The sequence below is a fragment of the Citrobacter sp. MNAZ 1397 genome (genome assembly GCF_023613995.1).
Taxonomy (GTDB): domain Bacteria; phylum Pseudomonadota; class Gammaproteobacteria; order Enterobacterales; family Enterobacteriaceae; genus Phytobacter; species Phytobacter ursingii.
This window is the reverse complement of sequence record NZ_JAKIVH010000001.1, coordinates 2,886,190-2,907,544: the sequence shown is the minus strand read 5'-3', so window position 1 is coordinate 2,907,544 and position 21,355 is coordinate 2,886,190. Positions and strand designations below refer to the sequence as shown.

Sequence of the window (21,355 nt, the reverse complement as noted above, 5' to 3'; positions counted from 1 at the left end):
CTCCCATCGGGAGGCTTTTGTTATTGTGTGGAAGGTCAGACCGATGTACCGCGGTTACGCATCACCCCTTCCTGTACCGTGGAGGCGACCAGTACGCCATCCCGGTTATAAAACTCCCCACGAACAAAACCGCGTGCGCTGGATGCCGAGGTGCTTTCTACACTGTAAAGCAGCCAGTCGTTCAGATCGAACGGGCGATGGAACCACATTGAGTGGTCGATGGTGGCGACCTGCATGCCTTTTTCAAGGAAACCAACGCCGTGTGGCTGGAGCGCAACCAGCAGGAAGTGGAAGTCAGAGGCGTAGCCGAGCAGATATTGCTGGACACGTAAGTCCTGCGGTAACGTGCCATTGGCGCGCATCCAGACCTGGCGGGTCGGCTCTGCGACATGTCCTTTTAGCGGGTTGTGAAATTCCACAGGACGGATTTCAATCGGTTTATCGCCGAGAAATTTCTCTTTCACCAGCGGCGGTAAAAACGCGGACAGCTCGCGGGCAATTTCTGTTTCGGATTTCAGCGACTCCGGCGCGGGCGCATAAGGCATCGCCTTCTGATGCTCATATCCCGGCTCCGGCGCCTGGAAGGACGCCGTCATATAAAAAATCGGTTTTCCGTTTTGAATAGCCGCCACGCGACGGGCGCTAAAGCTGTTACCGTCACGTAATACTTCAACGTCATAGATGATGGGTTTCTGGCTGTCGCCGGGGCGCAGAAAATAGCTGTGAAAAGAGTGCACCAGCCTGTCTGCCGGTACCGTTTCTTTTGCCGCATATAACGCCTGACCAACCACCTGACCGCCGAACACCTGGCGCAGACCTAAATCTTCGCTCTGCCCTCGAAACAGACCTTCCTCTATTTTTTCCAGATTCAACAATGACAACAGATTTGTAAGCGCCTGACTCATAGGTGTCCTCAATAAAAATAAAACCGACGCAGCGGATTCCTTATTCAGTATAACCTGGAAATAAAAGTGGTCCGATGGGTGCAATAATCTGAATAGATGGGGGTTTGCAGGCAAATATCAGTGACCTGTGCCACACTTGTACTCGTTACGATGGTCCAACCACACATTCTGGCAGAAAACATTCTTGCTGGTGCATAGAAGATAAGGAGAACTCATGAAACTCGTGCACATGTTAAGTGGTTTAGCAGTCGCTGTAGCGCTGACTGCCTGCGCAAAGAAAGCCGCAGACATTCCAACGCCTGCACCAAACCCGCAGGCACCTGCGGCGAGTACGGCGGCGATAACCCAACCTAACGTCTCTGGTACGGTATGGATCCGCCAGAAAGTGGCGTTGCCGCCGAATGCGGTCCTGACCGTCACTGTCTCTGACGCCTCCATGGCCGATGCGCCGTCTAAAGTGATTGCCCAAAAAGCAGTACGTACCGAAGGTAAACAGGCACCGTTTAGCTTTGTTTTGCCGTTTAATCCGGCAGACATCCAGCCTAATGCACGCCTGCTGCTGAGTGCGGCTATCACCATTGATGACAAAATGGTCTTTGTCACCGAGACGGTTAAACCGATCATTAACCAGGGCGGTACGAAAGCTGACCTGACACTGGTTCCGGTACAGCAGACAGCTATTCCGTTGCAACCAGGTGGCGGTTCAGCAACAACCGTGCCATCAACATCCCCTACCCAGGTTAGCCCTTCTACAGCTACGCCTGCACCGACGCAGATGTAATGTGCATGCCTCCTCTCCTGCGGGAGAGGAGGTTTCAGTAAATCCAGCGATAACGTTGCAAATCAATCTGTCCGCTACCGGATACCACCACGCCTTCTTCCATTAATGCTTGTCGCTGACGTTGTAAATCCGGTCCACTTAATGAAATAGAGCCGTGGCGATTAACCACCCGATGCCAGGGTAAGGTACTGCCCTCCGGTAAACGCTTTAATACGCCACCGACCTGCCTTGCTGCCCGCGGTGAACCTGCCAGCCTGGCGACATCGCCGTAGGTGGTGACATATCCCTGCGGAATCGAGGCGACGATTTGCCATACGCGCTGTGGAAAAGAATCGTGATTATCCATACTGCTTTCCTGACTGACGACACCTCAGCATAAACAGCCCGCTTGTAGCTGTGAAGGGGAGATTGCGCAAGAAATCGGCATCCGTCAGGGTGCGGCTTGCAATTGGGTCATGGGACATGGATAATGCGCCAGCGCGTTGGTTAACAACGCTCTCAATGGGGGCTCTGTTGGTTCTCCCGCAACGCTACTTTGTTTACCAGGTCAGGTCCGGAAGGAAGCAGCCAAGGCAAAGGACGTGTGTGCCGGGATGTAGCTGGCAGGGCCCCCACCCATTTCTGGGTAAGTACTTGATAGCTATACGCTAAAGTACTGAAATCTCTCCCCCATAGCCTTAGTGGTACAAAAACTGTGTATCACCAGTAAGCTGCACTATGTCTCTTATGCTCTCCCGTCATGGGATCTGGTACTACCGGAAAGTTAACGTCTTACCCTGTGGTAAACGCCGTGAGTTTCGTCGTTCGTTAGGTACTCGTTCAAAGACTGAAGCGACAAAGCGATCTTTACGCTTTGCAGATCGCCCTTGGCTGATTATTGAAACAGTCAGTCCTACAATCAGTATGAGCCAAACCCCTCAATCAGAATTGTCATTCCAAGAGTGAAATTACTGGCTGTACAGTATGTTGAATTTAAAAGCCTTGAAGTTTGGGAGAAGGTCACTGGCCGCGATCTCAAAAAATGCATGGAACTAAAACAGGTCTACTTACAATACAAGGACACGATTGGGCTACGTTTACAAATCAATCGTATTGATTCAGGGCTAAATATGCGTGTAGCCGATCTTGATTACGACTGGTTACAGGAACGGGGCAGCATGTGTCAGCCAACATATATGGAACTTGATCGTTCTCAATAACTGCCTGTATTGGTATAAGGTCGCGAGAGCGACCTTTTGGTTTTTAAGACTTTCCCGCACAATTTATTTCCCAATGAATGCAATAGTTAGTACAATAATCATACAAATAAAAAAGTTGAGAGATTATCCTATGGATGGTATTGAATGGCCTAAAACAAACGAAGGCGGCCTTAGGCTGTTGAGACTTGGGGAGATCAATCTTGCCAAGTCACTGTTCGGTTATAGTCTCTATTACAATAAAATATGGGTACACCTTGAGAGTTATTTACCATTCAATATACAGAACCCTCAACAGGCTATGAGTCCTAATGGTGAAATGTGGTTCAGGTCTGAAAAGTATGAAAATGATTTCTCTATACCAACTAAACAAAGAACACCCGACGCACAACATTTATTCCTTCATGAAATGATGCATGTATGGCAACATCAGAAGGGAATGTGGGTAAGAACAAGAGGGATTATGTCTTGGGCAGCTGATTATACATATAGTTTAGATAAGAATAATATTCTTAGTTATAATCTTGAACAACAAGCATCAATTGTAAGTGATTATTGGTTGTTAAAATATTATGGTTTTTATGGTCACAGCAATCTTTATACCTTGAGGGGGTATGACCCATCAGAACCTGCAAGGAATTTATTATCCAAATATGAGAAAGTATTAGGAGGATTTCCGAGATGATGAAATATTTTTTTATTCTACCTATAGTTATGCTGCTAACTGGATGTCCAGGAAAAGGTCGAGAAGGGGCGGAAACAGGTGAACGGCAATCAATCTATATTGATAATGGACGGGTTTGTTTCACCGTAAATAAAAAAGATATACTTAGCCGTTATGTTCTCTCTACAAACGGAAGTAATTATAAAGAATTACTGGTTGGTGATGGGGTTCATCTTTCATATCCAGATAGTTGTTTTTCAGTAAGCTTAGAGAAAGGTATTGTATACGGGGTAAGCTACACCCTGAATGGAAAAAATTATTACTACACATTCATTCTTGATAAAGATGGAAAGGTCCTTGATCTAAGAGGGGAGTAAATGTTACCTCCTGAATATATTTTTCTACAATAAAGCCCTCTACAATTGAGGGTCTTACATCTAAATCATTATTAATAACTTTCCCATACCATAGAAATGAGAACTTTTAAGATTACTTGCTTGCAAGTCACAAAATAATCGAAACCCAGCCTATCCATTTTTTTGATAAAAAATATAAGTAATTTTTTACTCAGGGAAAAGTACAGTCATTTTTTCTGCACTGACCTGCCCCCAGTATTAGATACAACCGTCAGTCCAGAAACAGTGCAATACTGTCCAGAATACGCGTGGCCTGAACGCCTGAAATCCCGAATGCGGTGATAATTGTCAGACACTTCTGGCAGGGCCCCCACCCATTTCTGGTACTCGCTTTTACTTGCCCTCCGTACGCTTTCTGCCTTATGGTCAATTTACCGCCGTTTATGCAGAAAGGATGCCTGTGAACACACCGCAACTTGTCACCGAACGATTACTTCTTCAGCCGTTGGTTTCTGCCGACGCAGAACAAATTCAACGGGTTTTCCCTCGCTGGGAGATTGTGCGTTATCTGATTGGCACGATTCCCTGGCCCTATCCGCAAGATGGCGCTGCTCAGTATGTTAATCATGTCGCCTTACCCGCATCCGGGGCGGGGAAGGGCTGGTTCTGGACTATCCGGCGCAAAGCAGAGCCAGAGCAGTTGATTGGCACGATATGTCTGATGGACTTGCCCGATAACAATCGTGGGTTCTGGCTGGTGCCGGAGTGGCAGGGGCAAGGTCTGATGTCAGAAGCCAGTGATGCGGTGACGCGTTTCTGGTTTGAGGAATTAGATAAAGAGGTGTTACGTGCGCCAAAAGCGGCGGCGAATAGCCGTTCTGTCAATTTTTCGCAGCGCAGCGGCATGCGCATGATCCGTCGCGAAAAAGCGCATTATGTAGCGGGTGAACTGGATTCCGAACTTTGGGAAATCACCCGCGAGGAGTGGCGGCGCTTATCGCGTTAACTCAGAGATCGTCACCGGTCACGGTGCGGCGTGACTTGGGATCTCCTCGATGTTTTCTGCCGAGTAAATCAGCGTCGCGCTGCTCTGCGCATCTTCATTGCTGGTCCTGAGCAGCGAGATATGATTGTTATCGAAATTAATGAACGCCGTTTTATTGGGATACAGATCCACGTCCTGCATCTCTTTTTGCGAAGAGTGCGCGGCTACGCCATATTTTTGCTTCAATGTTTCAAGCGTCTTCGCGACATCTTCGTCGGGAATCGCAATGGCGATGCGAATAAATTTGTCGTTAACGAAAAACAGGGTTGCTTCGGTTTTATTGCTGGCAAACATAAAGTCTTCACAACTGTACATTTTACCGACAGGCGCTTCTTCAGGTTCTTCCATCGTGCAATTCGCCTGAGCGAGTACGGTGGCAGTCGATGCGCCGAATTTCATGTCCCGGTAGCCATCCGTTGCGCAGGCAGAGGCAGAAAAGGCCGCCATACCCAGTAGTAACGACAACGGCAGTGTGTTTTTAAAACGCATGTAAATCTGCCTTAATAGAATGATTGCTGTAAGTGATAATTAGCGATTAAGGTTCTTCTTAGTCTCATCAGCGCGTTATACTAATCCGGGTAAAGAGCAAGTAAAGCAATTTGCTGACTCGTTACACCTTCTTCGGCCCGAGAAACGTCCCCCGTGCTACCCTCTCCAGGCGCTGCCGTTATCCATTCCGGACTATCAATAATGCGTTGTCATATATTTGAAATATTACTTTCACCCAAATGTCATAAATCGTGGGTAAAATATTTGTGGGTAATTTTAATTTGTCATAAGCTTTTAATATAACTGTGGATCGGTATGTTAACTTCGTGTATTAATACTTTGCTAACTTCACACGGGAAGGGATAATCATGACCAGTGCAGTATTGAACGTCAAAATTGATCAGGCGTTGAAAGAGAAGCTGCGTCATTACGCAGAAGAAAATAATGAGAACCTCAGTACGGCGACTGAAAAACTGCTGCTGCTGGCGTTTCAGTCAGTTGAACAGGATGGTGTGTCGGAAGGGGATATTGATAACCAACACCTTGAAGAAGAAAGTACTGCTCCATTAAATCCAAAAGAAATCAAAGCATTACGTAAACTTCTGAAGAAGAAAAAATGAACCAACAACTGCTCTCGACGGCCAGCAATTATTGTGAGGCCTGTGATCTGTTACGATCAGGTTTTGTAAAACATGTCCGCCTGAACTGGAATATTGGTAGTGATGAGTTCTTTCGCATCGCAACCGACTGGTGTGATGCGGGCGCAAAAATAAAAAAAGAAGGCGATAGTTTCGTTATTTCTATAAAAGGGTTTCCTATTCCGCGCCAACAGTAATTGTATTGTCATGAAACTGTCATTTAAATTGCACTCAGTTTTGTGATGATGATTGAAAATATAAATATGTTGTAACCATCTCATCATCACGGACGGTGTTTACGACGGGCCACTCTGGCTCGTCGCTATTTCTTTTTCCCCACCTTGCCTCCCGGATGCGTTTTGACGGCTTTGCTGGCATTTCGTTCGCCTGCATAACAGTTGCTGGCGTAATCGGGTACACTGACGCGAAATCCGTCGCCAGATGAGTGCCATGAAAACCATTACGCTCTATGATGTCGCCCGCCTTGCCGGGGTCTCTTACCAAACCGTTTCGCGCGTTATCAATCAGGGCGAGCATGTGTCGACGCGCACGCGGGACAAAGTGCTGGCGGCGATGGCGGAGCTGCACTACATCCCTAATCGCGGTGCGCAGCAACTGGCGGGGAAACGGACCAAAACGCTGGGGCTGCTGACTTCCGACCTGGCCCTGCATGCCCCCTCTCAAATTGCCTCGGCGGTGAAATCCCGTGCCACCCAATCCGGCGTGAATGTGATCATTTCGATGCCGGAAGAGCTGGACGCACGCGGATGTACCGCCGCATTGCAGGATCTCCTGGCTCAACGGGTTGATGGGCTGCTGGTTAACGTCCCGCTGGATGATGAACAGGCTGAGGCCTTATCGGCGCTTGCAGGCCCGGTTCCTGTTCTCTTTCTTGATGTTAGTGAAACGGCGGCCGTCAACAGTCTTATTTTTGATGCTGACCAGGGGGCAAGGCTTGGTGCCGCGCATTTGCTTGGACAGGGGCATCTGCGCATTGCGTTATTGGGAGGGCCGCAAACATCGGTCTCTGCAAGGGCAAGAATGTCAGGATGGCTGGCGGCGCTGGAAGAGTCGGGATTATCGCCCTGTGGCTGTGAATACGGCGACTGGAGTGCGGCGTCCGGCTATGAAAAAGGGCATCTGCTTCTGGCGGCAGATACGCCACCGCAGGCTATCCTTGTTGCGAACGATCAAATGGCCCTTGGCGTGATTCGTGTCTGTGCGGAGCGGGGCTTAACTGTACCGGGCCAGATTTCAGTGGTCGGTTATGATGATACGGCTGACAGCGCCTGGTATTCACCGCCGCTCACGACCATTCATCAGGCGTTCAAAATTGCGGGCGAGCGTAGCGTGGAGTGGGTTCTTGCACGCCTTTCCGGTGAAGATACGGCGATGAGCCAGACGTTGTTGCCAGTGACACTGGTGGAGCGGGCCTCGACCTCGCCGGTTTCATCAATAAATGTCAGCGGCGAAACGCTGGCCAGACGACTGAAAGAGCTGGCACAACTCGCCGCACTGCTCGATCGTCGTTAAATCTTTTGTGATCCTTTTCGCTTTGACGCACGTAAATCCTTTACGCCAGTATCGATTAGGTGCATTGTGCATAAAATTGTGAGCGCTTCGCAAAATGAGGTCAATATGTCTGTTTCCGCGTTAAGTTCGTTATTCTCTCGTCGGGACTGGGAAAACCCCGTCATCACGCACTGGCACCGTTTACCGGCGCATGCGCCAATGTTTAGCTGGAGGGATGTGGGCGAAGCGCTTCATGGCGAGGTGCCGACAACCCGTCGTTTACTCAACGGCGACTGGCAGTTTAACTTTTTCTCGTCGCCCGAGTCCGTACCGGAAAGCTGGATCGCTGCCGATCTTGCCGATGCCGTGCGCATACCCGTGCCGTCAAACTGGCAGATGCAGGGTTTTGATACACCCATTTACACCAACGTCACCTATCCGATAGCGGTATATCCGCCGTTTGTACCACAGGAAAATCCGACCGGTTGTTACTCGCTCACATTCCATATTGATGAACAGTGGCTGGCGAACGGGCAGACGCGGATTGTCTTTGACGGGGTTAACTCCGCGTTTTATCTCTGGTGTAACGGTCAGTGGGTCGGTTATTCCCAGGATAGTCGCCTGCCCGCGGAATTTGATCTGAGCAACGTGCTGGTGGCCGGAGAAAACCGCCTGGCGGTTATGGTACTACGCTGGTGCGATGGCAGTTACCTTGAAGACCAGGATATGTGGCGAATGAGCGGCATTTTCCGTGACGTCTCCCTACAACATAAACCCCATACCCGTATCGCCAATTATCACTACACCACCCACCTCAATGCGTCATTTACCCACGCGCAATTGCATACGGAGGTAGCGCTCGCCGGGGAGTATGCTGATTGCCAGGTGGTCGTCGCCCTGTGGCGTGGGGAAGAAAAAATCGCTGAGGCCAGCCAGAAGCCGGGGGGTGCCGTGGTTGATGAGCGCGGAGCCTGGGCCGAACGCGTAAGCGTGACGATGCCCGTTGAGCGGCCGTTACTGTGGAGCGCGGAAACCCCTGAATTGTATCGGTTGACGATGGCGCTGTATGACGGTGAGAACCATCTTCTGGAAGTGGAAGCGTGCGATGTGGGCTTCCGCCATGTTGAGATCAGCGAGGGGTTGTTGAAACTGAACGGGCAGCCGCTGCTGATCCGTGGGGTCAACCGCCATGAACATCATCCGGAAAAAGGGCAGGCGATTGATGAAGCCACGATGCGCCGTGATATCGAGCTGATGAAGCAGCATAATTTCAATGCTGTACGCTGTTCGCACTACCCGAACCATCCGCTGTGGTATCGCCTGTGCGATCAATACGGGCTGTATGTGGTGGATGAAGCGAACATTGAAACGCACGGCATGGTGCCGATGAGCCGTCTGGCGGATGATCCGCAATGGCTGCCGGCAATGAGCGAGCGTGTGACCCGCATGGTGCAGCGCGATCGCAACCATCCGTCGGTCATCATCTGGTCACTGGGGAATGAATCCGGCCATGGCGCGACGCATGACGCGCTCTACCGTTGGGTGAAAACCACCGATCCAACGCGTCCGGTGCAATATGAAGGTGGCGGCGCCAATACTGCGGCAACGGACATTGTCTGTCCGATGTACGCCCGCGTCGATCAGGATCAACCGTTCCCGGCAGTACCGAAATGGTCAATCAAAAAGTGGGTCGGCATGCCGGATGAAAACCGTCCGCTGATCCTTTGCGAATATGCCCATGCCATGGGCAACAGCTTTGGCGGGTTTGCGAAATACTGGCAGGCTTTTCGCGCTTATCCTCGCCTGCAGGGTGGTTTTGTCTGGGACTGGGTTGACCAGGCACTGACCAAAATCGGTGAACAAGGTGAGCCATTCTGGGCCTATGGCGGCGATTTCGGCGATACGCCGAATGACAGGCAGTTCTGCATGAATGGGCTGGTCTTCCCGGACAGAACGCCGCACCCGGCGCTTTATGAAGCGCAACGCGCCCAGCAATTTTTCCAGTTTCAGCTGGTCGGTACTTCACCGCTGGCGATCGATGTCACGAGTGAGTATTTATTCCGTCCGACGGATAACGAAGTTCTGCGATGGTCTGTCACCCGTGATGGGGAAGAGCTGGCTCAAGGGGAAATAGCGCTGGCGATTGCCCCGCAGGGAACCCAACGTATTGAACTCAACTGCCCGCCTTTGCCCGCCCGGACCGGCGCAGTCTGGCTGAATGTGGATATCTTTCAGCGCGAAGCGACAAGCTGGTCACCCGCACAGCATCGCTGTGCCTGGGATCAGTGGCAACTGCCGACGGCACTCGCATTACCCGCAGAAAGAGCCATACACCCGCGGCCCACGTTGCAGATTGACGATACACATTTCGTGGTTGAGCAGGGGAGCCATCGCTGGCAATTCTGCCGGACGAGTGGCCATCTGTCGCAATGGTGGCGTGATGGGCAGCCCACACTCCTTGCCCCGGTACTTGATAACTTTACCCGCGCTCCGCTGGATAATGATATCGGCGTCAGCGAGGCCACGCGCATCGATCCCAACGCGTGGGTAGAGCGCTGGAAAGCGGCGGGAATGTATGACCTGACGCCCGTACTGTTGCAGTGCGACGCGCTGGAAAATGCCCAGGATGTGGTCATCGCCACGCGCCATGCCTGGCAGCATGACGGACGGACGCTGTTTATCAGCGAGAAAATCTGGCGAGTGGCTGGCGATGGCGTTCTGCATGGCGACATTCAGGTGCAACGCAATCTGGACGCGCCGCCGCCCGCGCGTATCGGCTTGCAATGTCAGTTTGCTGAGGTTGCAGAGCAGGTCAGTTGGCTGGGACTTGGGCCGCACGAAAACTACCCGGATCGCAAACTGGCCGCGCGTCAGGGGCGCTGGACATTGCCGCTATCTCAATTACATACGGACTATATTTTCCCGACCGAAAACGGCCTGCGTTGTGACACGCGGGAGGTAAATTATGGCGCTCATCGTCTGAACGGTAAGTTCCACTTTTCCCTGAGTCGCTACAGTCAGGAGCAATTAAGGGAAACCTCCCACTGCCATTTACTGCGCGAAGAGGACGGCTGCTGGTTACAGCTTGATGCGTTTCATATGGGGCTGGGGGGCGACGACTCCTGGAGCCCGAGTGTTTCCCCGGAATTTATCCTCAGTGACGATATTGTGCGTTATACCTTCTCTTGGTCTCAGGGCTAAACTTAATGAGCCAGACGCAGCGGGAATCGTCCCGCTGCGCGGTTCACTTCGGAGACTCACTCATGAAGTATGTCGACGGGTTCGTGGTGGCGGTTCCAGCAGATAAAAAGGAGGCTTATTTGCAACTCGCGGCCAGGGCCGCCCCGCTGTTTAAAGCGTTTGGCGCAACGCGGATTGTCGAGTGCTGGGCGGACGATGTTCCGGCCGGAAATTTCACCGACTTTCGCCGTGCGGTAAAAGCAGAAGATCAAGAAGAGGTGGTGTTTAGCTGGATTGAATATCCGTCTAAAGAAGTTCGGGATGCCGCTAATCAAAAAATGATGGCTGATCCCCGGATGCGCGAGCTGGGAGATGAAATGCCTTTTGATAGCAAGCGCATGATTTATGGTGGCTTTGCCCCGTTGCTGGACGAATAATCCTCAGGCACCGGGATAAATAATGCCTCGCGGCAGATAACATCGCCAGCAATACGAAACACTCCCCCTCCGGCGCACGGGATGTGCAGCCATGTCGGCAGGGGGCCAGTCAGTGGCGCACATCATGCAGCGGCGAGAATGGCTTTTGCATTGCGCTATGCCATGCGTAACCCCGTTTAAAAAGTAACAAACTCAGGAAATACTCCGGTTGCTTTCTGCCCAGCACAGAAACGCGTCTTTGGGCAGCGCTTTGCTGTATAGCCAGCCTTGACCGTACTGCACGCCATGTTCGCTAAGCCATTTGAGTTGCCCTTCGGTCTCGATACCCTCGGCAACCATCGCCAGCTTTAACGCTTTGGCCATTTCGATGATATGCGTAGTCATGTTTTTGTATTCCAGCGCATCCACAAAGGATTTATCGATTTTAATAATGTCGACATCCAGATTTTGCAGATAGCTGAGGCTGGAGTAACCCGTACCAAAATCGTCGATATAGATGGCATGTCCGGCCGCACGTAATGCTGTGATGGTGGGCATACAGGTCGTGGGATCGGCAAAACCATGTTCGGTCACTTCCAGCGCGATTTGTGACGGCGAAATGTGCCAGTCATTGCTCAGTTGCTGTAATTGCGCCGGAAGCGTCAGGGTTAAAAGATCGGAAGGCTCAAGGTTAATAGAAACATGCAGATCCGGGTTTTTCTGTAGCCAGGGGCCCATATCCTCAAAGACTTTTTCGATGATCACTTTGGTCAGTTGTGGCATCAGCCCCGTTTGTTCTGCCAGGGGAATGAAAGTGTCCGGCGCGAGGAAGCTGCCATCTGCTTGTCGCCAGCGGGCCAGCGCTTCCGCACCGACAATTTTCCCGTCAGCCAGCGTCACGATCGGTTGGTAGAACATCTCAATTTCTCGTGCGCGAATGGCGTCCTGCATACGGTGTTGCGGTGATTCCAGGCGACGCAGCATGCGCAATAAAAAGAAGGCCAGCACCAGACTCAGCAGCAAACCAACAGGCACCCAGATGATCAATAATCGGTGCCAGCTCTCCCTAAGCGGTGTCAGCGACGCCCAGGTAATAATAGTTACCCCCAGTTCGGGCTCCTGCAACGTATTCCACGCTTCGCCGCCGATAAGCTTTTGGGTGGGAGTATGGAGGTCAATCTGCTTTAGCATATCCGGATCCAGCGTGCGACTGCTGGCAATCACCCGTCCGCTGTTCGTCCCGACCAGCGCAATATTAATAGGCCATGGGCCATAGGAGAGCACATCGATAAAAGAGAGTGGGTCGGTAATCACGATATAGCGACGCGTACCAAGACCGACCATTGCACGCGTCAGACCCAAATCGTTATGGCTGGTTAGCCAGGCGCGAAAACCATCTTTAGTGACCCTCTGCGGCGCGGGAAAGGGCGCGCTGCTGCTGTTTCTCTCCAGGGACGAGCAAAGCGGAACCGTTCCTTCGAGGTAAATGACCTCCTGGACATAACGGAATGTGTAAGAGATACGTCGCATTGCCAGCAGGTGATCCTGGCTACACGAAATACCATCGTAAGTTTCCAGCTGGCGCAAGGCTGTTTTCCCCTGGCTCACCACGCGGTCAGCACGCATTTTTACTAATGCGGAGAAAGTATTGAGTTCGTTCATAAACGACTCTTCAGCCTGGCGATGCGCCAGCCAGACGCTTAAAGCCACCGGCAAGAGAACGGCGAACAGCAGTATACCTGTAATAAGGCTAACTAATCGTCGGTTTGTCATGACCAAAAATCCCTGTTTGATACTGAGAAACAAGCGTATTTGAGACCAGCAAGTGTTATAACACGCGTCAATGTTTGATTTCTTTCAGGAATTGCAGGGATGAAGAAAAAAGAATTTGTGACGCAGGATCTCTTAAGTAAAATTTATCAAAATAACGAATCCGGGCCGCGCAAACTTCCCCCTGAAAGGCAGTTAGCCGAAGAGTATGGCGTCTCCCGTTTTACCATCCGCCAGGCGGTCGAAAAGCTGGCGAGTATCGGCATCGTGCGGATCGTACAAGGTTCCGGGATCTGGATTAACGAGCAGGCGCGCAACAACCCGCTGGTCTACAACTCCATCACTGAAAAGCGCTTCGATCAGATCCGTTTTCGCCTGATCAGCCTGCATAAGAAACGTCCCGATCGCGATGAACAGCAGATCTTTGGGCTGACGGAAGAGAGCTTTATCTGGCAATTTTGTCGACTACGTTTTGTGGATGAAGAGGCCGTACAAATTGAAATCTCGCGTATGCCTGCTGCTGATTTTGCCGATCTGAACCAACAGATCATTGAGAGCTCACTGCAACAGTATGTCTTAGGCAAGGGGTATCAGATCTCACATATGCTGACGACCTACCGTGCCGTGAATGTTAGTCGTGAACAGGCGGCGCTGCTGGGCTGTAAAAAAGGCAGCCCGGCTATGCACATCAGTAATCGCGGGATCCTGGAAGGCGGCAGGGTGTACGAAATCAGCGATATCATCGACATTAACTACACCTGCACCTATGTCATCCCGCATAACCGGGAAAACCTTGCCTTTCGCAAAGGCGACGGCTGATTTACGGTGTGTGGATTGCGCCATCCGGCAGGCGGCTTTGCGTCCATTCGTGTGGGCGGTAAACCACCGGGTAGCGTCTGCCTTCCTCTTCGTTAAAGGTCACGCCGATGCCTGATGTTTGCGGCGCATAGACAAACCCCTCTTTTACCACCGGCGCGCCGGGAAAGACCTTGTCGGTTTCTGCGGAGCGCGGAATATACTCCTGAATGGCTGCGTTATGCAGATGAATATTAAGATGTGTATTCACCGCGACCCCAATAGGGGACATATCGCCCGGGCCATGCCAGGCAAGGCGCACGCCAAAAGCCTGACACAGCACAGCCAGTTTTAATGCCGGGGTAATGCCGCCGATTTGCGATATATGGCAACGAATAAAATCGATGCGCCGGTTCACTATTACATCATGCCATTCGGCCGGATTATTAAAGAGTTCCCCCATCGCCAGCGGAACGCAGCTATGCTGGCGTACCTGTTCAAGCCAGGCACTCTGCTGCGGCGGTAAAATATCTTCAATGAAATAGGGCTGATACGGCTCTAATTGCTTCGCCAGTTGTATTGCCTGCTGGGGAAAAAGACGTTCATGTACGTCATGCAGAATATGCAGCCCGAAGCCGTATTTTTCTCGTAGCGCCCTGAACATGGCAACGGTGTTGTCCATGTACTCTTGCTGATCGAACCAGGCGCCGGGGGTGGGGTTTTCCGGCGTATGTAATTGCGCAGGCGTACCGCCGTAAAAACCCAGCTGGCAGCGAATATGGCGATAGCCCTGTTCGCGCAGGCGGTCTACGCTGGCGAAGAGCTCCTCCAGCGTTTCGCCGCTGGCATGGCTGTAGGCGGCGATGGCATCCCGGGATTGCCCGCCCAGCAGTTGATACAGCGGCATATCGGCTAACTGGCCTTTAATATCCCACAGTGCCATATCGACGCCGGAGATGGCGTTATTCATCACCGGGCCGTTTCGCCAGTAGGCATTGACGTTCATCATCTGCCAGAGGTCTTCGATATGGTTGGCATCACGCCCGATCAGCAACGGTTTCAGGTACTCATCGACCATGGTTTTGACCGCCAGCGGGCGCTGCTGAAAGGTAGCACAGCCGTGGCCGGTGATGCCTTTATCGGTGGTCACCCGTACGGTAATCAGATTATGTCTGTCGGGGCGAGTGATAAAACATTCGATATTTTTAATGAGGGTTGGCGTCACCAGGAGACTCCTTTACAGCGAAGTGATATGCCGGAATGGGTATTATCATCCCCTTAATTTTGTACCGAGGTAAACCGTTTTTTTTATAAATTTTTTGGTCAGTTATTCTTTTTAAATTTAATTAAAAACCATACCAATTTTACGTTTTATGTCATTTTCGTTGCTTAGTATTGGCGGTTTGTGATGTGTATCATGTTTTATTGGTTTGTTTAGTTTTCTCTCTTTCTCTACCCTTTGTTACAGATATTAAAACGACAATATTCCTGCAGGAGCATTTATGGGGACGCAAGAAGCCATCACCAATATTATTCGTCTGGTGGGTGGACAGGATAATATCAATAATGTCTGGCACTGCATGACGCGCTTACGTTTTGATCTTGTTGATGATAATAAAGTCGATCAGAGCGCCATTAAGGCACTGCCAGGCGTTCTGGGAGCGCAACTGCAAAGCGACCAGTTTCAGATTGTTATCGGGCCGAAGGTCAATAGCTGGTATGAGCACATGCTGACGGTGCTGGGAAAAGCCCCGCAAGGCGAGACGCATACCAAAGGGCGTAAAAGCCTGGTCTCGATGTTTATGGATACTGTATCCGGCGTGTTTGGCCCTATCGTGCCTGCGATTGCCGGTGCCGGGATGATTAAAGGTCTGCTGGCCGGGCTGATAGCACTGAAAGTAGTTTCGGCAAAAAGCGACACCGTGGTGGTGATTGATTTGATCGCCAGCGGTGTCTTTTATTTCCTGCCGTTTTTCCTGGCCGTCTCGGCGGCAAAAATTTTCAAGACCAATGAATATCTGGCGGCGGCAGTTGCAGCCTGTCTGATGTATCCCTCACTGATCGATGCCGCAAAAGCGTTGGCGGCGCATCAGGAAGGGGCGGTGAGCGCCTTCTGGCTACTCAACGCGCTACCGGTTTCGGTGTTTAACTATGCCTCGAGCGTGATTCCGGTCATCTTCTCTATTCTGGCGCTGAGCTATATCCACCGCTGGGTGGACAGGATAATGCCTGACGTATTAAAGACGGTCTTCACGCCTACGTTGACCTTATTCCTCGGGGCGCTGGCGGCGCTGGTGATTATCGGGCCGATTGGGATCTGGTTGGGGAAAGCGCTGGCCTTCTTTATTCAGGGACTTTTTGGTATTTCAGCCAGTTTTGCCGGGCTGGTGGTGGGGGCCATTCGTCCGGTTGCCATTCTGACCGGTATGCATCACGCTATGACGCCCATCGCTCTGCAAAACTTCAGTGAACATGGCTACGACATGCTGATGCCAATGATGTTTATGGCGAATATGGCGATTGCCGGCTCGACATTCGCCATCTGGCGGATAAGTAAAAACCGCCAGGACAGAACGGTGACCCTGTCGGCGGCGATTTCCGCGCTGTTGGGCATTACGGAACCCGCTCTGTTTGGCGTCCTGACGCGTTACAAAAAGGCATTTATTGCCGCCACGGTGGCCAGTTCCCTGGCCTCTGCGTTTATTGCCTTCTTTGGCGTGCGGTTGTATGGCTACATTTTGTCGAGCATCTTTAGCCTGCCTGCGTACATTGGCCCGTACTTCGTCTTTGCGCTCTCAGGCGTGGCGATGGCGCTGGTGCTCTCCTTCCTGCTGACCTCCGTGCTGGTCGGCAAAGACGCAGCGAAATAAGCTACCGTCGGTGCGCCAGTCGGCGCACCAGGCGATCGCCAGCCATCTGCACCCCTTGCACCATGGCCAGTAAAATCACCACGGTACCCACCATTACTTGATCGTTAAAACGCTGATAGCCATAGCGAATAGCGAGATCGCCCAGTCCGCCGCCGCCAATAACCCCCGCCATGGATGAGAAGCCAATTAGCATCACTACCGTAAGTGTGATCCCCGCGAGTAGCGTTGGCAGCGCTTCGGGCAGCAGGGCTTTCGCAATCACATGCCAGACGTTACCGCCCATCGACAAAATGGCTTCGATGCGTCCGTAATCCACCTCGTCCAGCGCGCTTTCCGTCAGTCGTGCAAAGAAAGGGAACGCGCCAAGGGTGATAGGCACGATTGCGGCAGTGCTGCCAAGGGTGGTGCCGATCAGCAGTCGGGTGAAGGGAATGAGCGCTATCAGCAGTACGATGAAGGGTAACGAACGGCCAAAATTGACGATAGCCCCCAGCAGCGCATTAACGCGTGGCAGGGGAAACAGGCCGTTACGGCGAGAAAGAAACAGAATGACGCCCAGTGGCAGGCCGATCAGCACGGTAAACAGCGACGCCAGGGCCACCATGTATACTGTCTCCAGCGTGCCGTTGAGCAGCAGCGGCCAGAGATCTTCCCAACTCATGCTACCCCGCATAAAGGCCTCCCGTTAAAACCGTGGCGGGCAAGGAAATCCTGCTCAGCCTGCGGATCGTGTAATAGCGCATGGCGCAGTTTTGACCACGGCGCAGTCAGCAGATCGGCGATTTTCCCGCTCTCCCGTACTTCGCCGTTTTCCAGCAACGCAGCGTGATCGCAGAGGGTTTTTACAACGTCCAGCTCGTGGGTAATCAGGACAATGGTTAAATTCAGCTTCTGGTTAATGTCAGCCAGCAGTGCCAGGACAGACGCGGTGGTTTCCGGATCCAGCGCGCTGGTGGCTTCATCGCACAACAGCACGTCCGGCCTTGCCGCCAGCGCCCGCGCGATACCGACACGCTGCTTCTGCCCACCAGAAAGCTGCGAAGGAAAAGCATCGGCTTTATCGCTCAGACCCACCAGATGCAATAGCTCTTCCACGCGCGCATGGCGCAGCGGTTTCGGCACGCCGGCGATTTCCAGCGGAACGGCGACGTTATCCGCCACCGTGCGCGCGTGCAACAAGTTGAAATGCTGGAATATCATGCCTGTGCGCAGTCGATGCTCACGCAGACCGGCTTTATCCAGTTGTGTAATGTCGCTACCGTTGACGATGATGCGGCCCGTAGTGGGCCGCTCCAGCAGATTCAGACAACGGATTAAGGTGCTTTTCCCCGCGCCGCTGCGGCCCAGGATGCCATAAATAGCCCCCTTAGGGACATGCAGCGACACGTTGTTCAGCGCCGGTCGGCCTGTTCCGGCATAGGTTTTACTCAGCCCGTCAATCTCAATCATGACTGAGGAGCAACCGGGATCACCGAGCCGTTGTAGGTTTTACGAATAAACTCTGCCACCTGGGGGGAGGTGAGGTCTTTGGCCAGTTCTTTGATGCGTGGGTCATTAGCCAGAGACGGATTGGTCACCAGGATATTGGCATACGGGTTATGTTCCGCGCTCTCCAGCCCCAGCGCATCTTTGGCCGGTGATAAACCCGCTTCCAGCGCATAGTTACCGTTGATCACCGCCAGGGCGACATCATCCAGCGAACGTGGGATCTGCGGGGATTCCACTTCGAGGATCTTCAAGTGTTTCGGGTTCTCAACGATATCTTTCGGCGTCGCCAGCGTGCTGGCCGGATCGGTAAATTTCGCATCCAGTTTGATTAACCCCTGGCTTTGCAGCAGGAACAGCGCGCGGCTCAGGTTGGTGACGTTGTTCGGGACCGCGACCGTGGCGCCATCGGGGACCGATTTAAAATCTTTGTATTTATGCGAATAGATGCCCAGCGGTTCGATGTGTACCGTGGCGGCGACGGCAAAGGTTTTACCCAGCGCTTTTTCCTGGCTTTTCAGGTAAGGCACATGCTGGAAATAGTTGGCATCCACATCGCCACTCGCCAGCAATTCATTGGCATTTGCGCCGCTGGTCAGCTCAACGATTTTGATATCCAGTTTCGGATCCAGTTTTTTGACGTAATTAAGGATTTCCGCATGCGGAACCGGGTCCGCTGCGATGCGCAGTGCTTCTGCCTGTGCAGTACCCCAGGCCAGAGAAAGAGACAACGCTACCCCTGCCAGTTTAAAAGCGGCATATTTCATGATGTATTTTCCTGTGTTGTTATGATGTCAAACGATCAATTGTTCACTGCGCTCACGCAGTACATCGCGGTAATAACGCTCGGCGACATCCGGGTGCGAACGTAAGCGACCTTTCAGGTAGTTCCAGCCAACATCGCGTAAGAGAGGATTGTGCGGATCGCTCTCCGGCCCGTGCGCTTCACGCGCCAGCGCCTCCGGCAGGGCGTAAACGGGGACCACGGCATCCAGCTGTGCGCCAAGGAAAAAAGCGATCGACAGGCGATCTTGCCCCGCGGGTGGCGAGACCACGCGGTGTACCGTGGCGCGCAGATAGCCATTGGTGGCCAGCTCCAGCAACTCGCCAATGTTGACGACAAAACTGCCTGGCAGCGGTGCGGCGTCGATCCAGCGATCGGGGGAGACTTCAACCTGCAGCCCTTTTTGCTCGTCCTGGAGCAGGAAGCTCAGAAACCCCGAATCCTTATGCGCGCCCACGCCCTGGTCGCCTTGCGTGCTCTCCTGGCCGGGATAGCGAATCAGCTTGATATGTTCATTAGGTTTGTCGCCATACAGTGCGTCGAAGGCGTTAGCCGGCAGGTGCAGGGCTTCGGCAAAGGCACGCAGCAGCACAATGGCCATCTCGGTCATCGATTTTTGCCAGTCGAGTAACGTGGTTTTCAGTTCTGGCTGCTCCTCTGGCCATAAATTTGGGCCCTGCAAGCGCCGCCAGCGTGGGTCGCTGTCGCTCAACAGCAGTTCCGGCCTTTCTGCACCGATATCGAACTGTTCACGCCAGTCCGGTTTGCCACGGGTGATTTCCGATGCCGCACGGTTGTAGCCGCGAAAATGGGGGGAGTGAATCATCGCCACCTGCTGTTTTTGCGTGTCGCTGAGGGCAAAAAAGCGGCGGGCTTCGCGCTGAACGGCACGCTGCAGGTCGTCATTCACGCCATGGTTAATGAGGTAAAAAAAACCGATATCACGTGCGCTTGTGCGCAGTTGCTCAAGGAAAGCATCCCGTTCAGCGGGATTGAAGTAGTGGGCCAGATTGAGGATGGGTAAGGTTGTCGCGTTCATTGTGTTCTCCGAATAGGCGTTCGCAGGTGATAATTTTTAGAGTCCGGGGTTGGGCACAACAGCAGCGCATCATGATGCTTTCCTCACAAGTGATTTAGGTCCAGCTTGCCTTACGGCAAAGAATTCAACCAATAACGTTCTTTTCTAATTTATGACCGTCCGGGGTTCGTTGCTTTTGCGAAAAATGCATTTGGCGCAGGCGTTGCTTAGGGAAAAGAATTTCGCTACACTTTTGTTATGTTATAACAATACATGTGAGAGCAAAATGAAACCTGATATCCATCCGCACTACCGCACGGTGGTGTTTCACGACACCAGCGCAAACGAATATTTCAAAGTTGGCTCGACCATCAAAACCGATCGCGAGATTGAGCTGGAAGGCGTGACATACCCTTACGTGACCATTGACGTCTCGTCTGTTTCTCACCCGTATTACACCGGTAAACAGAAAGTGGTGGGCAATGAGGGAAGCGCGGCGCGTTTCCAGCAGCGTTACGGGCGTTTTATTGGCACGAAAAGAGGTTAATTCATGCAAGTACTGAACTCGTTACGCAGTGCGAAACAACGCCACCCTGACTGCCAGATAGTGAAGCGCAAGGGGCGTTTGTACGTGATTTGCAAATCTAATCCGCGTTTTAAAGCGGTGCAGGGAAGAAAGAAAAAACGTTAACTGCGCAGGCTCTCAAGGGATTGCAACTGTTTGCCGTCGGCAATGAAATTTCCGGCGGCAAGCCACTGTCGAAACGCGTTATCCAGGCGCGGCCATTCGCTATCAATCACGGAAAACCAGTCGGTATCGCGATTGCGTCCTTTCAGAACCTGCGCCTGACGAAATCGCCCTTCATACTGAAAGCCCAGACGAAGTGCCGCACGACGGGATGGTTCATTCAGGCTATTACATTTCCATTCGTAGCGGCGATACCCCAGCGTCTCCAGAGCATAACGCATCAATAGCCACTGCGCTTCGGTAGAGGCGCGGGTGCGCATAAGCAGGGGAGAAAAATGCACACTGCCTACCTCGACGACGCCATGGGCAGCATCAATACGCATGAGCGCAAGTGTCCCAACCGGCGACTGAGTCCGGTTATCTATGACCGTGAAATGAAGAGGGTCCTTTAATTCACAGACGCTTGTTACCCATGCGGCGAATGCTTCGGCGTCATTTTCCGGTTCACGCAGCAGCCATGTCCAGCTACTGCCATCTCCGGCCAGACGATGGGCGGCAAACAGTGCCGGTGCGTGTTCGACCCTCAGGGGTTCCAGGCGACAATATTGCCCCTCAAGCGTCACACGTTCAGGAAAAGGGCGGGGCTGCCAGTCTGGGAGGGCATCGCCCACGGGTTGTCCGTATTGATTCAGTTGACTCATAGTGGCTCCTCTTTGCAATTCACCGAGCGTAAAATTTCACTGGTTCCATAAGAAGTACCATC

24 protein-coding genes and 1 other RNA gene are annotated in these 21,355 nt (G+C 52.3%); 15 read left to right on the top strand and 10 right to left on the bottom strand.

The features are described 5' to 3' along the window. Positions 1-35: 35 nt before the first annotated feature. Positions 36-905: an acyl-CoA thioesterase II gene (gene tesB, locus L2097_RS13675; RefSeq protein WP_142516413.1), complete on the bottom strand. Its 870-nt coding sequence runs from the start codon at positions 903-905 to the stop codon at positions 36-38. Positions 906-1,119: 214 nt separating this feature from the next. Between tesB and L2097_RS13670 the strand changes: the two genes are divergently transcribed. After that, positions 1,120-1,686 (top strand): YbaY family lipoprotein, encoded by a 567-nt coding sequence (locus tag L2097_RS13670; protein ID WP_047371567.1) that lies wholly within the window; start codon positions 1,120-1,122, stop codon positions 1,684-1,686. 34 nt (positions 1,687-1,720) lie between these two features. Here the strand turns inward: L2097_RS13670 and L2097_RS13665 are convergent, their stop codons facing one another. After that, a complete protein-coding gene (locus L2097_RS13665) occupies positions 1,721-2,032 on the bottom strand; it encodes an MGMT family protein (RefSeq protein ID WP_047371566.1) in 312 nt (103 codons plus the stop codon). A gap of 165 nt (positions 2,033-2,197) precedes the next feature. Here L2097_RS13665 and ffs point away from each other — a divergent pair. From ffs to L2097_RS13640, 5 genes are all read left to right on the top strand, one after another. Next, positions 2,198-2,294, top strand: an RNA gene (gene ffs / locus L2097_RS13660) — signal recognition particle sRNA small type. 333 nt (positions 2,295-2,627) lie between these two features. After that, positions 2,628-2,885 (top strand): hypothetical protein, encoded by a 258-nt coding sequence (locus L2097_RS13655; protein WP_250353027.1) that lies wholly within the window; start codon positions 2,628-2,630, stop codon positions 2,883-2,885. 130 nt (positions 2,886-3,015) lie between these two features. Next, positions 3,016-3,567: a type IV secretion protein Rhs gene (locus L2097_RS13650; protein ID WP_142516412.1), complete on the top strand. Its 552-nt coding sequence runs from the start codon at positions 3,016-3,018 to the stop codon at positions 3,565-3,567. Next, positions 3,564-3,923, top strand: a complete 360-nt coding sequence (locus tag L2097_RS13645; RefSeq protein ID WP_142516411.1) for a putative T6SS immunity periplasmic lipoprotein — start codon at positions 3,564-3,566, stop codon at positions 3,921-3,923. The genes L2097_RS13650 and L2097_RS13645 overlap by 4 nt, the downstream gene beginning before the upstream one ends. Before the next feature lie 439 nt (positions 3,924-4,362). Further along, positions 4,363-4,908, top strand: a complete 546-nt coding sequence (locus L2097_RS13640; protein ID WP_250353026.1) for a GNAT family N-acetyltransferase — start codon at positions 4,363-4,365, stop codon at positions 4,906-4,908. 18 nt (positions 4,909-4,926) lie between these two features. Here the strand turns inward: L2097_RS13640 and L2097_RS13635 are convergent, their stop codons facing one another. Continuing rightward, positions 4,927-5,436, bottom strand: coding sequence for an HI_1492 family protein (locus L2097_RS13635; RefSeq protein WP_250353025.1), 510 nt, complete (start codon positions 5,434-5,436; stop codon positions 4,927-4,929). 368 nt (positions 5,437-5,804) lie between these two features. Here L2097_RS13635 and L2097_RS13630 point away from each other — a divergent pair, with 368 nt between their 5' ends. From L2097_RS13630 to L2097_RS13610, 5 genes are all read left to right on the top strand, one after another. Further along, on the top strand, positions 5,805-6,056 hold the full coding sequence (locus L2097_RS13630) for a hypothetical protein (RefSeq protein WP_047371563.1): 252 nt from the start codon (positions 5,805-5,807) through the stop codon (positions 6,054-6,056). Beyond that, a complete protein-coding gene (locus L2097_RS13625) occupies positions 6,053-6,271 on the top strand; it encodes a hypothetical protein (protein ID WP_041852481.1) in 219 nt (72 codons plus the stop codon). Before L2097_RS13630 ends, L2097_RS13625 begins: the two co-directional genes overlap by 4 nt. A 253-nt stretch (positions 6,272-6,524) precedes the next feature. Continuing rightward, positions 6,525-7,607: a LacI family DNA-binding transcriptional regulator gene (locus L2097_RS13620; RefSeq protein ID WP_229220301.1), complete on the top strand. Its 1,083-nt coding sequence runs from the start codon at positions 6,525-6,527 to the stop codon at positions 7,605-7,607. Between the two features lie 105 nt (positions 7,608-7,712). After that, entirely contained in the window at positions 7,713-10,787 is a 3,075-nt protein-coding gene (locus L2097_RS13615; RefSeq protein WP_250353024.1) for a beta-galactosidase, read from the top strand. A gap of 62 nt (positions 10,788-10,849) precedes the next feature. Continuing rightward, the gene (locus L2097_RS13610; RefSeq protein ID WP_250353170.1) at positions 10,850-11,203 is read left to right on the top strand and encodes a DUF1428 domain-containing protein; all 354 of its coding nucleotides are present in this window, start codon (positions 10,850-10,852) and stop codon (positions 11,201-11,203) included. Between the two features lie 192 nt (positions 11,204-11,395). Here L2097_RS13610 and pdeB read toward each other — a convergent pair whose 3' ends face one another. Beyond that, entirely contained in the window at positions 11,396-12,955 is a 1,560-nt protein-coding gene (gene pdeB, locus L2097_RS13605) for a cyclic di-3',5'-guanosine monophosphate phosphodiesterase PdeB (RefSeq protein ID WP_085006848.1), read from the bottom strand. A 99-nt stretch (positions 12,956-13,054) separates the two neighbouring features. Between pdeB and L2097_RS13600 the strand changes: the two genes are divergently transcribed. Further along, a complete protein-coding gene (locus L2097_RS13600; protein WP_047371558.1) occupies positions 13,055-13,771 on the top strand; it encodes a GntR family transcriptional regulator in 717 nt (238 codons plus the stop codon). A gap of 1 nt (position 13,772) precedes the next feature. On the opposite strand, the gene L2097_RS13595 is transcribed toward L2097_RS13600, so the two are convergent. Beyond that, complete coding sequence (locus tag L2097_RS13595; protein ID WP_250353023.1) at positions 13,773-14,972, bottom strand: enolase C-terminal domain-like protein; 1,200 nt, start codon at positions 14,970-14,972, stop codon at positions 13,773-13,775. Between the two features lie 277 nt (positions 14,973-15,249). Here L2097_RS13595 and L2097_RS13590 point away from each other — a divergent pair, with 277 nt between their 5' ends. After that, positions 15,250-16,617: a PTS transporter subunit EIIC gene (locus L2097_RS13590; RefSeq protein ID WP_250353022.1), complete on the top strand. Its 1,368-nt coding sequence runs from the start codon at positions 15,250-15,252 to the stop codon at positions 16,615-16,617. A gap of 1 nt (position 16,618) precedes the next feature. On the opposite strand, the gene L2097_RS13585 is transcribed toward L2097_RS13590, so the two are convergent. Genes L2097_RS13585 through L2097_RS13570 form a run of 4 tightly spaced genes read right to left on the bottom strand, consistent with a single transcriptional unit; the run spans position 16,619 to position 19,925 of the window. Beyond that, positions 16,619-17,278 (bottom strand): methionine ABC transporter permease, encoded by a 660-nt coding sequence (locus L2097_RS13585; RefSeq protein WP_167337918.1) that lies wholly within the window; start codon positions 17,276-17,278, stop codon positions 16,619-16,621. Next, positions 17,275-18,066, bottom strand: coding sequence for a methionine ABC transporter ATP-binding protein (locus L2097_RS13580; RefSeq protein ID WP_142516400.1), 792 nt, complete (start codon positions 18,064-18,066; stop codon positions 17,275-17,277). The genes L2097_RS13585 and L2097_RS13580 overlap by 4 nt, the downstream gene beginning before the upstream one ends. Next, on the bottom strand, positions 18,063-18,869 hold the full coding sequence (locus L2097_RS13575) for a MetQ/NlpA family ABC transporter substrate-binding protein (protein ID WP_041852472.1): 807 nt from the start codon (positions 18,867-18,869) through the stop codon (positions 18,063-18,065). Before L2097_RS13575 ends, L2097_RS13580 begins: the two co-directional genes overlap by 4 nt. A gap of 27 nt (positions 18,870-18,896) precedes the next feature. Beyond that, entirely contained in the window at positions 18,897-19,925 is a 1,029-nt protein-coding gene (locus tag L2097_RS13570) for an isopenicillin N synthase family dioxygenase (protein ID WP_250353021.1), read from the bottom strand. A 265-nt stretch (positions 19,926-20,190) separates the two neighbouring features. Between L2097_RS13570 and L2097_RS13565 the strand changes: the two genes are divergently transcribed. Together L2097_RS13565 and ykgO are read left to right on the top strand one after the other, a co-directional pair. Continuing rightward, positions 20,191-20,451 carry a type B 50S ribosomal protein L31 gene (locus L2097_RS13565; protein ID WP_041852470.1) on the top strand — a complete coding sequence of 87 codons (261 nt, stop codon included), beginning with the start codon at positions 20,191-20,193 and terminating at the stop codon, positions 20,449-20,451. 3 nt (positions 20,452-20,454) lie between these two features. Next, positions 20,455-20,595: a type B 50S ribosomal protein L36 gene (ykgO, locus tag L2097_RS13560; protein ID WP_006818844.1), complete on the top strand. Its 141-nt coding sequence runs from the start codon at positions 20,455-20,457 to the stop codon at positions 20,593-20,595. Here the strand turns inward: ykgO and L2097_RS13555 are convergent. After that, entirely contained in the window at positions 20,592-21,293 is a 702-nt protein-coding gene (locus tag L2097_RS13555; protein ID WP_250353020.1) for a GNAT family N-acetyltransferase, read from the bottom strand. The two genes, ykgO and L2097_RS13555, sit on opposite strands and share 4 nt — an antisense overlap. Positions 21,294-21,355 lie beyond the last annotated feature (62 nt).